At 65.7% G+C, this 12,830-nt stretch carries 9 protein-coding genes and 1 pseudogene; 7 read left to right on the plus strand and 3 right to left on the minus strand.

Annotated features, from left to right (window positions below; translation table 11 throughout):
- Positions 1-135: 135 nt before the first annotated feature.
- A pseudogene (locus AC3WL2_RS03605) lies at positions 136-1,248 on the plus strand (Cache 3/Cache 2 fusion domain-containing protein); the annotation flags it as partial.
- A gap of 135 nt (positions 1,249-1,383) precedes the next feature.
- Complete coding sequence (locus tag AC3WL2_RS03610) at positions 1,384-2,115, plus strand: methyl-accepting chemotaxis protein (protein WP_371918076.1); 732 nt, start codon at positions 1,384-1,386, stop codon at positions 2,113-2,115.
- 39 nt (positions 2,116-2,154) lie between these two features.
- Here the strand turns inward: AC3WL2_RS03610 and hglS are convergent, their stop codons facing one another.
- A complete protein-coding gene (gene hglS, locus AC3WL2_RS03615; protein ID WP_102683040.1) occupies positions 2,155-3,540 on the minus strand; it encodes a 2-oxoadipate dioxygenase/decarboxylase HglS in 1,386 nt (461 codons plus the stop codon).
- 145 nt (positions 3,541-3,685) lie between these two features.
- A complete protein-coding gene (locus AC3WL2_RS03620) occupies positions 3,686-4,585 on the minus strand; it encodes a LysR family transcriptional regulator (RefSeq protein WP_102683041.1) in 900 nt (299 codons plus the stop codon).
- Between the two features lie 136 nt (positions 4,586-4,721).
- Between AC3WL2_RS03620 and amaB the strand changes: the two genes are divergently transcribed.
- Both amaB and amaA read left to right on the plus strand, forming a co-directional pair.
- Entirely contained in the window at positions 4,722-6,212 is a 1,491-nt protein-coding gene (amaB, locus tag AC3WL2_RS03625; protein ID WP_102683042.1) for an L-piperidine-6-carboxylate dehydrogenase, read from the plus strand.
- 144 nt (positions 6,213-6,356) lie between these two features.
- Entirely contained in the window at positions 6,357-7,643 is a 1,287-nt protein-coding gene (gene amaA / locus AC3WL2_RS03630) for an L-pipecolate oxidase (protein WP_102683043.1), read from the plus strand.
- 123 nt (positions 7,644-7,766) lie between these two features.
- On the opposite strand, the gene AC3WL2_RS03635 is transcribed toward amaA, so the two are convergent.
- On the minus strand, positions 7,767-9,194 hold the full coding sequence (locus AC3WL2_RS03635; RefSeq protein ID WP_102683044.1) for a mechanosensitive ion channel domain-containing protein: 1,428 nt from the start codon (positions 9,192-9,194) through the stop codon (positions 7,767-7,769).
- 273 nt (positions 9,195-9,467) lie between these two features.
- On the opposite strand from AC3WL2_RS03635, the gene ycaC reads away from it, so the two are divergent.
- From ycaC to AC3WL2_RS03650, 3 genes are all read left to right on the plus strand, one after another.
- The gene (gene ycaC / locus AC3WL2_RS03640; protein WP_102683045.1) at positions 9,468-10,097 is read left to right on the plus strand and encodes an isochorismate family cysteine hydrolase YcaC; all 630 of its coding nucleotides are present in this window, start codon (positions 9,468-9,470) and stop codon (positions 10,095-10,097) included.
- A gap of 118 nt (positions 10,098-10,215) precedes the next feature.
- Positions 10,216-10,782 (plus strand): antibiotic biosynthesis monooxygenase, encoded by a 567-nt coding sequence (locus tag AC3WL2_RS03645; RefSeq protein WP_102683046.1) that lies wholly within the window; start codon positions 10,216-10,218, stop codon positions 10,780-10,782.
- Positions 10,783-10,848: 66 nt separating this feature from the next.
- The gene (locus tag AC3WL2_RS03650; RefSeq protein WP_146022583.1) at positions 10,849-12,819 is read left to right on the plus strand and encodes an amidohydrolase; all 1,971 of its coding nucleotides are present in this window, start codon (positions 10,849-10,851) and stop codon (positions 12,817-12,819) included.
- Positions 12,820-12,830 lie beyond the last annotated feature (11 nt).

Genomic DNA, 12,830 nt, shown 5'->3' on the forward strand with positions numbered 1-12,830 from the left:
CCCGCACTCAAGTATTTCCTACAGACGCCGATCAACTTGCACCAGCGTCCCGGAAGAGGACGCGATTCCCCGTCGATATGCAGCGGGCGGTCAGCGTGATCAGGACGATCCCGGCCTCTTGCCAGGAGCCTTGCCATGTCTCAACCGCGTGCCCGAATCGCCTCGCAGCTCGGGATTGCCCTCGCCATCGTGCTGGCGCTGGTGATCACCGGTAGCACCCTGTTCGCCCTGCGTTCGCTGGACGACGCCAACCTCACCACGCGCCAGGCGCACCTGGCCAGCGAGGCGCGGCTGCTGGCCGATCAGCTCGATACCTTCCACGGTTCGCTAAAGGACAATACCCAGCGCCTGAGCGGTCTGTTCGAGCGGCGGTTCGCCAGCGGACTGGCGCTGCACGCGGGGGAAACGGTCAACGTCGCAGGTGCCGCGACGCCTGCGCTGTACCTGGGTGACCACCTGTTGAACAACGATTTCCACCAGGTCGACGAGTTCCAGCAGATGACGGCCGGTGTTGCGACCCTGTTCGTGCGCAGCGGTGACGACTTCGTACGCATCAGCACCAGCCTGACCAAGCAGGACGGTAGCCGCGCCATCGGCACCCAGCTCGACCGCCAGCACCCGGCCTATCCGAAACTGATGGCCGGGCAGAACTACGTCGGCCGCGCCGTGCTGTTCGAACGCAACTACATGACCCGCTATGTGCCAGTGCGTGATGGGAGTGGCCGGGTGATCGCGGTGCTGTTCGTCGGCTTCGACTACACCGACGCGCAGAATGCCCAGTTCGCCAACCTCAAGCGTTTCCGCATTGGCCAGACCGGCTCTCTGGCGTTGCTGGACGAGCAGGGCAAGTGGCTGGTGCCACCGGCCGAGGTGCGTGACGGCGAGGCGGCGGCCCAGGCGATCAAGGCGATCAAGCCGGGGGCAGGGCGGTTCTGGAGCAGTGCCGGCGAGCAACTGTTCAGTGTCACCGAACCGTTCGCCGAAGGCCCTTGGACCGTGGTGGCAAGCATGCCCGAGGGCGAAATCCGCGAAGTGACCTGGAGCGTCGGCCTGCGCCTGGCCATTGGCAGCCTGCTGGCGATGCTGCTGGCCGTGGCCGCGACCCTCTGGCTACTGCGCCGCAAGTTGCGCCCGCTCGGCGACCTGGTGCGCCAGGCCGAAGCCCTGGGTGCCGGCGACCTCAACGCCCGCCTGAGCGTCACCAGCCATGACGAGATCGGCCAGTTGGCCCGCAGCTTCAACCAGATGGGCGATGCGCTGGCGACCATGGTCGAGCATATCCGCACCGCCTCCGACCAGGTCAGTGGTCGCGCCCGCTCGCTGTCGGGCCTGTCGTCCGGCGCCTGCGAGGGCATGGACCAGCAGTCCGGCGAGATCACCAGCATGGCCGGCGCGGTGGAAGAATTCAGCGCCACCTCGATGAATATCGCCGACAACATGGCCGGCACCGAGCGCATGGCCCGTGACAACGCCCAGCAGACCCGTATCGGTCGCAGCGCCATGGACGAAGCCTCGGTTTCCCTGCGGCAGATCGCCGAGGCACTGGGTGGTACCGCCAGTGTGATGGATACCTTGGGCGCTCGCTCGCAGGAGATCGGCGGTATTGTCGGCGTGATCACCTCGATTGCCGAGCAGACCAACCTGCTGGCGCTCAATGCCGCCATCGAAGCGGCCCGGGCTGGCGAGCAGGGCCGTGGTTTCGCCGTGGTCGCCGACGAGGTCCGCGGCCTGGCCGCGCGCACCCGCCAGGCCACTGACGAGATCTCGGGCATGATCGCCAGCATCCAGCAGCAGACCGGCCATGCCATCAGCACGCTGGAGCAGGGCAACCAGCTGATGCAGGAAGGCCTGGCGCGCAACGACAAGGTGGCCGAAGCCCTGGCGCGCATCGATGAGCAGAGCCGGGTGGCGGGCGAGCAGTTCGCCGTGATCAGCACCGCGACCCAGGAGCAGAGCAGCACCGCGACGGTGCTCAGCCGCAACCTGCAGAGCATCGCCCAGGCCAACAGCGAACAGCGCGATGTGGCCAATGAACTGGCCATGACGGCCCGCGAGCTGGAAGGACTGGCGGGGCAGTTGCGCCAGGAAGTGGATCGGTTCCGGACTCATCGGTAGCGCATTGGGGCCGCAAAGCGGCCCCGGCTTTGCGAAGCCCTACATCGCGCTCAGACCCAACGCCTGCGCACACGCCTGCAACGAGCGCCGCTCGCTCTGCGCATACAGCGCCAGCTCATCCTGCACCGTCAGCCCCAGCGCCTGCTCGAAGGCTTCGCGGTTGGCGTTGCTGCCATAGTCGGCCTGCCCCTCGTCTCCCAGGTTGGACTGGAAAATCCCCGCCGCACTCACCGGCAGGAAGTCCTCGTACACCAGCGCCTCGTAATGCACATGCCCGGCGTCGATCAGCCCTTCCAGGGTGGTAGGTCGGCCAGGCTGCCCACACGCCGCCAGTCCCTTGTCGGTGGCGAAATAGCGGAAGTAGGCCAGCCCTTGTTCGCGCATCTGCCCCAGGTCGTCCGGAAATTCGGCGAAATGCTCGGCGAGCAGGCTCATGTAGCGTTCTGCGTTGGCCTCGGCGGGCACGCCTCCCAGGGCCGCGCGGGTCGCGTCCAGCAGGCGGTCGTACAGCTGGCGCCCCTTGGGCGTCAGCGCTGCGCCGCGTTGTTCGATCTCGCCGAAGCGCGCCGTGTGACTGCCCTGGGCATCGCTGAAAGCGACCTTTTCCTGTAGCGCCTTGAAGCTGGTCTGGCGTAGCAGGATCGGCTGGCGGCGGGTGGGTGGCCCTTCGACCACGGCCTTGGGTGGAATGCCCTTGGCTGGCATGCCGAGCTGGATGGCGTCGATGTCCAGGGTGCGCGGGGTCAGGTGGTTGATGTGGGGGCCTTTGAACGCCACCACGTCAGCGATCAGGCGGTGCTGGTCGTGCAATTGCTGGTACTGCTCGGCGGTGACGGTGGCGTCCTGGTGCCAGCGGAAGGTGTGGAGTGCTTCGTCGACGAACGTGTCGGCATCGCTCGCGTTCAGGCCACCATCGCGTTCGCATTGGGCGATCAGTTCCAGTACACGGGCGGTGAAGATCTGCCGCTTGTCGAGGATGCCCTGGGCCAGTTTGCGCAGTTGCGGGTTGTGGATAAGTTCCAGGCGCAGCAGCGAAGTGAACACGCGGAACGGGCTGACATGCAGCGACTGCTCGTGCACGGCACGGAACGCAGTGGAATGCACCGGTACGCCGGCCGAGCTCAGGTCGTAATAGCCGACCGGCGCCATGCCCATGACCGCGAACAGGCGGGCGATGGTGGCGAGCTCCTTGGCGGTGCCCACGCGGATGGCGCCATGGCGCTCCTGGTCGAGACGTTCGATCTCGCCGGTCCAGCGCAGGGCCTCGGCCACCTTGGGCTGCGCGGCCATCACCCGCCGGTTGGTTTCGCTCACCAGTTCAAGCAGCGTGCCGTACAGGGGGACTTCCTGCTTGTACATGAGCGACATGGCGGCAGAGAACTGCGCGCGGATGCTGTCGGGGCTGACGAAATCGTGGGCGGGCATCGCAAGCTTCCTGGGTGAGTGGAGGACACTTACATGAAAGCTGGGAATGGAGATGCCGTACAAGCGAAAAAAAGTGCGGGTTTCATTCCTTTTTTGATCGACCTTGACGACCCCATAGCGGGGCAAGCCCGCTCTCACGATGGCGTCAGTGGTGGCGCCGCTGGATCTGCTCGGCAACCCACTCCACCAACGCCCGCACCTTCGGCACCTCCGCCGCATGCTCGGCATACGCCAGGTAATGCGCGCCATTGCTTTTCATCGCATGGTCCCAGGCCAGCACCAGGCTGCCCTCAGCCAGCTCTTTGGCCACCAGGTAACTGGGCACCAACGCCACCCCGCATCCGGCCTGCGCCGCGCTCAAGGCCATGTAGAAGGTGTCGAAGCGCGGCCCATGGTAGCTGTTGTCGGTATGCAGCCCCTGCTCCAGGAACCATTCGTGCCACGCCTGCGGTCGCGAGGTGCTCTGCAGCAGCACCAGCTCCGCCACCGCGCCGGCGTCAGGCAGCGTGCGCCCTTGCAACAACTCCGGCGCGCACACCGGCACCACTTCTTCGCCGAACAGCTCGATACAGGTCGCCCCGGGCCAGGTGCCTTGACCATAGAAGAACACCACGTCGGCCGAGCCCTGCAGCAGGGCGAACGGTTCCATCTCGTTGCGGATGTCCAGGTGCAGGTTCGGGTGGCGCTTGCCGAAGCCCTTGAGGTGCGGGATCAGCCAGCGCACGCCGAAACTCGGTTGAGTGGCTACCTTCAACACTTCGGTCTGCGAGCCGTAGCTCAGGACATAGCGGCTGGACATGTCCACCTGGGTGAGGATCTTGTTCACTTCGGCCAGGTACAGGCTGCCGGCCGGCGTCAGTTGCAGGCGGCGGCGGATGCGCAGGAACAGGTGATGGCGCAGCATTTCCTCGAGCTGCGCCACTTGCTTGCTTACCGCGCTCTGCGTCAGGTGCAGTTCCTCGGCGGCGCGGGTGAAGCTTAGATGACGGGCTGCGGCCTCGAAGCACTGCAGGGCGGTCATGGACGGTACCAGGCGTTTGGACATAAGCGGTCTCGGCGGCTGAAATCATTACCTGGTGGAATGATATGCGGAATAAAGGTCGTTTGTTGCACCCGAGTAATCCGATTAATACTGACCCACGACATTTTCAACCCCTTCACCCGATGTAAGGAGAAGCATGATGGTTGCTGGATTGCTCGAGCGCCTGGGCGTTGCCGCCGCGGCCCACACCCAGGGCGATTACCCTGTCCATACCCCGATCGACGGCAGCCAGATCGCCTCGGTGAAGTTGCTCGGCAAGGCCGATACTGTTGCCCGCATCGACCAGGCGCAACAGGCCTTCGAAGCCTGGCGCAGCGTGCCGGCCCCCCGTCGTGGCGAGCTGGTGCGCCTGTTCGGCGAGGTGCTGCGCGAGCACAAGGCTGACCTCGGCGAGCTGGTCTCGATCGAAGCTGGCAAGATCACCCAGGAAGGCCTGGGCGAAGTGCAGGAAATGATCGATATCTGCGACTTCGCCGTCGGCCTGTCGCGCCAGCTGTACGGCCTGACCATCGCCTCCGAGCGCCCGGGCCACCATATGCGTGAAACCTGGCACCCGCTGGGCGTGGTCGGGGTGATCAGCGCCTTCAACTTCCCGGTCGCGGTGTGGGCGTGGAACACCGCGCTGGCGCTGGTGGCGGGTAACGCCGTGGTGTGGAAGCCGTCCGAGAAGACCCCACTCACCGCGTTGGCGTGCCAGGCGCTGTTCGACAAAGCCCTGAAAGCCTTCGGCGACGCCCCGGCAGGTGTGGCGCAACTGGTGATTGGCGGTCGCGACGCCGGCGAAGCCCTGGTCGACGATTCACGCGTGGCGTTGGTCAGTGCCACCGGCAGCACCCGCATGGGCCGCGAAGTGGGCCCGCGTGTAGCGGCGCGTTTCGGCCGCAGCATCCTCGAGCTGGGTGGCAACAACGCCATGATCCTGGCCCCGAGCGCCGACCTCGACCTGGCCGTGCGCGGCATCCTGTTCTCTGCCGTCGGCACCGCCGGCCAGCGCTGCACCACCCTGCGCCGCCTGATCGTGCACCGCTCGATCAAGGACGACGTAGTCGCCCGCGTCAAAGCCGCCTACGGCAAGGTGCGCATCGGTGACCCGCGCAAGGACAACCTGGTCGGCCCGCTGATCGACAAGCAGTCGTTCGATGCCATGCAGGGCGCGCTGGCCAAGGCCCGCGACGAAGGCGGGCAGGTTTTCGGTGGCGAGCGCCAGCTCGCCGAGCAATACCCGAACGCCTACTACGTGTCGCCGGCCATTGCCGAGATGCCGGCCCAGAGCGAGGTGGTGCGCCACGAGACCTTCGCGCCGATTCTCTACGTGCTGGCCTACGACGACTTCGAAGAGGCCCTGCGCCTGAACAACGAAGTGCCGCAAGGCCTGTCGTCGTGCATCTTCACCACCGACCTGCGCGAGGCCGAACGTTTCCAGAGCGCCTCGGGCAGCGACTGCGGCATCGCCAACGTCAACATCGGCACCAGCGGCGCGGAGATCGGCGGGGCGTTCGGTGGCGAGAAGGAAACCGGCGGTGGCCGTGAATCCGGTTCCGATGCCTGGAAAGGCTACATGCGTCGCCAGACCAACACCGTGAACTACTCTCGCGAACTGCCACTGGCGCAAGGGATCGTGTTCGACTGATGATCGTCGCGGGGGCTTTGCCCCCGTTTCGCCGGCAAGCCGGCTCCCACAGCGACCGCGTCGATCTCTGTGGGAGCCGGCTTGTCGTGGCGACGAACCGCGACGATGGGGCCGCAACAAGAATAAAATTTGCTGGAGCCGGTCATGTCCGAACTGCGTCAAGAATGCTTGTGGGAACACCTCACCCAACCGACCGTTGCCGCCCAGGCCCTGGCCGGCGAGCACAAGGCCGATGTCTGCGTGATCGGCGGCGGCATCACCGGCCTGTCCGCGGCGATCCACCTGCTGGAGCAGGGCAAGTCGGTGATCCTGCTGGAGGCCTGGAAAATCGGCCATGGCGGCTCCGGGCGCAACGTCGGCCTGGTCAACGCCGGCACCTGGATCCGCCCCGACGATGTCGAGGCCACCCTCGGGCACAAGCAGGGCGGACGCCTGAACAAGGTGCTCGGCGAGGCGCCGGGCGAAGTGTTCGCCATGATCGAACGATTAGGTATCGACTGCCAGGCCCGTCATCAGGGCACCCTGCACATGGCACACAATGCCACCGGCATCGCCGACCTCGAGGCCCGCCACCAGCAATGGGCCCGGCGCGGCGCCGACGTCGAGCTACTGACCGGCGCGCAATGCCAGGAGTACTGCGGTACCGACAAGATTTCCGCCGCGCTGCTCGACCGCCGCGCGGGTACCATCAACCCCATGGGATATACCCAGGGCCTCGCCGCTGCCGTGAGCCGGCTGGGCGGCAAGCTGTTCCAGCAGTCCGCGGTTGAAGGCCTGGAGCGCGACGGCGATGCCTGGCGGGTGAAAACGGCGCGCGGCGCGGTGCGCGCCGACAAGGTGGTGATCTCTACCGGTGCCTACACCGAAGGCGACTGGAGCAATTTGCAGAAGCACTTTTTCCGCGGCTACTACTACCAGGTCGCTTCCAAGCCGTTGCACGGCGCCGCCGCCGACCAGGTCCTGCCCCATGGCCAGGGCTCGTGGGACACCCGCACCGTGCTCAGCAGCATCCGCCGCGACGACCAGGGCCGGCTGCTGCTCGGCAGCCTTGGCCGAGTCGACAACAAGCCAGACTGGTTCGTGCGCAGCTGGGCCGACCGCATCCAGAGCCACTACTACCCGGCGTTGGGCAAGGTCGAATGGGAGATGCACTGGACCGGCTGCATCGATTTCACCCCGGACCACCTGATGCGCCTGTTCGAACCCGCGCCGGGGCTGGTGGCGGTGACCGGCTACAACGGTCGCGGCAACACCACCGGCACGGTGATCGGCCGGGCATTCGCCGAGTTCTTGCTCAAGGACGACCCGGACAGCCTGCCGATTCCGTTCTCGCCGATGAAGCCGGTGAGCGCGCCATCGTTGCGCACGGCGTTCTACGAGTCGGGGTTCTCGCTGTATCACGCCGGGCAGTGCCTGCGGGTGGTGCTGTAGTTCCTGTGCCGGCCTCATCGCTGGCAAGCCGCGGCGGCGAACCCCAGCTCCCACAGGCTTTTGCGCGTACCCTGTGGGAGCCGGCTTGCCGGCGATAGGGCCCGTGCGAGCGACGAAGCTCGGTCATTTGTGCAACCAGCTGAGGAAGCCACCCTTCTTCACAACCGCTGGCTTCTGCAACAACAGTGACTCGCGCTTCTGCCGCCGGAACCGCTGCAGTTTGGTCAGTGCCGACTTCACATCGCCGCTCTCGGCCAGGCAACCGCGCACCTGTTCCTTGTCGATGCGATACAGCATGCAGCCACTGAGGGCGCGAAACTCGACAGGCGAGGCCTCGTCATCCACCAGGCCCTCGAGCCCCAGCACCTCGCCAGGCCCCATGCGGCCACCTTCGATAAGCCGCTCGCCATCGCGAACCGACGCCAGCACCACGCCGCGGCTGATCAGCAGCACATGTTCCGAGCGCTCGCCGATGTCGAGGATCACCTGGTCAGCGAGGTATTCCACCGTGGTCATGCGCTGGCTCAGGGCGTCGCGCTCTTCGTTGCTCAGCGAGCGGAACACCCGCACCTCGTCCAGCAGCTCGCGCTGGCGGCTGCGCACCGGGGCGCCCTGCTCGGAGTTCCAGGTCACGCCGCTGGCTTCAAGGTGGCGGTGGGCCAGGTCGAACAACTGGTTGCGCACTTCGGTCTTGCGCGACATCTCGGCGATGAAACCGCTGGCTTCGTACTCCACTGACTCAAGTGTCGAAGCCTTCACCGTGACCTTGGGCGCCGGCTTGTCCAGCAGGATGCTGGTGCCTTGCAGGCTCTTCTCCAGTGCATCGAACACCCGTTGCGGGCGCACCTTGGCCGGCACCACGACGCTGATCGACACCCCGTGCACTTCGGCCGGGCGGCTGAAGTTGAGGATCTTGGCCTTGGCCGCCACCGAGTTGGGGATCACCGCCAGGCTGCTGTTGCCAGTGATCAGGCGGGTGGCCCGCCAGTCGATATCAACCACCTTGCCCTCGGTACCGTCGATCGAGATCGAGTCGCCGATCTGGTAGGGCCGCGTGGTGTTCAGCACGATGCCCGAGAACACGTCGGCCAGCGTGCTCTGCAACGCAAGGCCGATGACGATGGCCATGACCCCTGAGGTGGCCAGCAGCCCCTTGACCGGCAGTTGCATCACATAGGCCGCCGCAGCCACCACTGCGGCGAGGAAGATCAACGCCCCGAGCACATCCTGCAGCAGGCGCCCGCCGTGGCTGCCGCGGGCCACCAGCAACTGGCCGAACACCACGGTCACCGTGCGCGCGCCGAACAGCCACCAGCCGATCGCCAGCACCGTGGCCATCAGGTTGCGTGACACGTCGTCGGCCCAGGGTGGCGGTTGCAGCGGGCTCATGCCGGCCGTCAGCAACACCGCGCTGAACAACAGGAAGATCACCAGCCGTGTGGCGATGCGCCAGACCCTGTGCTGCAGCGGGATCAACTGCCAGAGCAACACGTCGAGGAAGATCAGCAAGGTGCCGAGCAACAGCGGGTACGACTGGATGAACGCCAGCATGGTGGTCTCGGTGCGGGGGAGGGCTGTCCGTAGTAATAGAGCAGCTTGAGGTGCCAGGCAATGGGGGCAACGCCGTCCCTGTGGGAGCCGCGGTTCGCCGCTGCGACTTGCCGGCGATGAGGCCGGTGCAGCCAATGCCGCTGCATCGTTCATAAAACAGAACGCTAAAGCCAAATTTCGCTATCTACCGCTACAAAGGTCCTGGTTTTAATCTTCTCCCATCAACGCGAAACACCCAACCCACTGAAGATCGAAACCCAAGGAGCACCGGCAATGAACAACTTCAAATACAACCGCCTGAACAAAGACGACGCCGCCGTACTGCTGGTCGACCACCAGGCCGGCCTGCTGTCCCTGGTCCGCGACATCGAGCCGGACCGCTTCAAGAACAACGTGCTGGCCCTGGCCGACCTGGCCAAGTACTTCAACCTGCCGACCATCCTCACCACCAGCTTCGAGCAAGGCCCCAACGGCCCGCTGGTGCCGGAGCTCAAGGAGCTGTTCCCGGAAGCCCCATACATCGCCCGCCCCGGCCAGATCAACGCCTGGGACAACGAAGATTTCGTCAAGGCGGTGAAGGCCACCGGCAAGAAGCAACTGATCATCGCCGGCGTGGTGACCGAAGTCTGCGTGGCCTTCCCGGCCCTGGCGGCCCTTGAAGAAGAGTTCGATGTGTTCGTGGTCACCGACGCCTCCGGCACCTTCAACGAAATGACCCGCGACGCCGCCCACGACCGCATGAGCCAGGCCGGTGCCCAGCTGATGACCTGGTTCGGCGTGGCCTGTGAGCTGCACCGCGACTGGCGCAACGACGTCGAAGGGCTGGCGGCGCTGTTCTCCAACCACATCCCTGATTACCGCAACCTGATCACCAGCTACAACGCCCTGACCGCCGGCAAGTAAGCCGCCGACAGCCTGGTACCCGCGAGGTGCCAGGCAAGGCAGCACACTCATCCAATCCAGCGCTCGTCTGCCGTTGCACAGTGGTTACAGGCCAGCTCACCTCCAGGGAATGTCAGCGATGAACACCGCAGCCGAAGGCAACCGCAGCGTCGTCACGCTTGTGATCCAGCACAAGGTCCGTGCCCAGGCGCTGGCGCACTACGAAACCTGGCTCAAGCGCGCCGTGACCACCGCTCGCCAACAGCCCGGTCATCTGGACGTCAATGTCATCCGACCGGACGACGGCGGCCGCCACTTCACCACCGTGGTGCGCTTCGCCGACGCCGGCCTGCTGCAGGCCTGGGTCAACTCTGCCGAGCGCCAGGCGTTGATCAGTGAAGTGCTGCCATTGTTGGAAGACGGCGATCAGACCCAGGTGCACGATGACCCGGAGTTCTGGTTCACCCCGCCCAGCGTCGGCGCCGCGCAACCGCCGCGCTGGAAGCAGGCCTTGCTGACCTACCTGGTGATCTGCCCGATGACCCTGGTCATTCCGCAATTACTGGCGCCGCTGTTTGCCCGCTATCCGCTGTTGGGTGGCCAGATCACCGGCAACTTGATCACCAACCTGTTCGTCATCCTGCCCGTGGTGTTCTACATCATGCCCTGGGTGACGCGCCGCTGTGCCGGCTGGCTGCGCCGCTGAGCGCCAGCCGTGATCCATTGCTAGCCTTCAACCGCCTGCCGATCACCCATCCGGACGGAAAGCACCATGAGCCAGGACCCTACCGACCAGAGTCGCCGCAAGTTCCTCGCCACCAGCACTGTACTCGGTGCCGCCGGTGCGCTGTGGAGCGCATTGCCGTTCACCGATTCCGCCCATGCCGCCCTTTCAGGAGATCCCATGTCCGCCGACCTCATCTTGTTCAATGGCAAGTTGCACACCGTTGACCGCGAGAAGCCCACCGCCAGCGCCGTCGCCATCAAGGACGGCAAGTTCCTCGCCGTGGGCAGCGACGCCGAAGCCATGGCCCACAAAGGCGCCGCCACGCAGATCATCGACCTCAAACAGCGCACGGTCATCCCAGGCCTGAACGACTCGCACCTGCACCTGATCCGCGGCGGCCTGAACTACAACCTCGAACTGCGCTGGGAAGGCGTGCCATCGCTGGCCGACGCCCTGCGCATGCTCAAGGACCAGGCCGAGCGCACGCCGAGCCCGCAGTGGGTGCGCGTGGTCGGCGGCTGGAACGAATTCCAGTTCGCCGAAAAGCGCATGCCCACCTTGCAAGAGATCAACCAGGCCGCGCCGGACACCCCGGTGTTCCTGCTGCACCTGTACGATCGCGCCTTGCTCAACCGCGCCGCGCTCAAGGCCGTGGGCTACACCAAGGACACGCCGAATCCGCCGGGTGGCGAGATCCAGCGTGACAAGTTCGGCAACCCCACCGGCATGCTCATCGCCCGGCCCAATGCCACGATCCTCTACGCCACCCTGGCCAAGGGGCCGAAGCTGCCGCTGGAGTACCAGGTCAACTCCACCCGCCAGTTCATGCGCGAGCTCAACCGCCTCGGCCTGACCAGCGCCATCGATGCCGGCGGCGGCTACCAGAACTACCCGGACGACTACCAGGTGATCCAGGAGCTGGCCGACAACGACCAGCTGACCGTGCGCATTGCCTACAACCTGTTCACCCAGAAGCCCAAGGAAGAACTCACCGACTTCAAGAACTGGACGCAGAAGGTCAAGCCGGGCGACGGCAGCGACTTCTTCCGCCACAACGGCGCCGGCGAGATGCTGGTGTTCTCCGCCGCCGACTTCGAGGACTTCCTCGAACCGCGCCCGGACCTGCCGCAAACCATGGAGCAGGAGCTGGAACCGGTGGTGCGCCACCTGGTCGAACAGCGCTGGCCGTTCCGTCTGCACGCCACCTACGACGAGTCGATTTCGCGCATGCTCGACGTGTTCGAGAAGGTCAACCGTGACATTCCGTTCAATGGCCTGCCATGGTTCTTCGACCATGCCGAGACCATTACCCCGCAGAACATCGAGCGGGTGCGGGCACTGGGCGGCGGTATCGCCATCCAGGACCGCATGGCCTTCCAGGGTGAATACTTCGTCGATCGCTACGGCGCCAAGGCCGCCGAGCACACCCCGCCGATCAAGCGCATGCTCGACATGGGCGTGCCGGTGGGGGCTGGGACTGACGCGACGCGGGTGTCCAGCTACAACCCGTGGACGTCGCTGTACTGGATGGTCAGCGGCAAGACTGTCGGTGGCCTGGAGCTGTACCCGGAAGGTCTTAGCCGCGAGACCGCACTGCAGCTATTCACCCATGGCAGCGCCTGGTTCTCCAGCGAGCAGGGCAAGAAGGGGCAGATCAAGGTCGGCCAGCTGGCGGACCTGGCGGCATTGTCGCTGGACTTCTTCAGCGTCGATGAAGAGGCGATCAAGGGCATCGAGTCGGTGCTGACCGTTGTCGACGGCAAGGTGGTGTACGGCGCCGCCGAGTTCGACAAGCTGGGCCCGGCGCAGGTGCCGGTGTTGCCCGAGTGGTCGCCGGTGGCCAAGGTGCCGGGGCACTGGCGCGCCGGGGCACCAATGGCGGCGGCGCTGCACCAGTGCGTCGGGCCGTGCGGGGTGCATGCCCACAGCCATGAGAAGGCGCGGCACTCCAGTGTGCCGGTGAGCGATTACCAGGGGTTCTGGGGGGCGCTGGGCTGTTCCTGCTTCGCGTTCTGAGGGTGACCCGC

Source organism: Pseudomonas sp. FW305-96 (assembly GCF_058783825.1).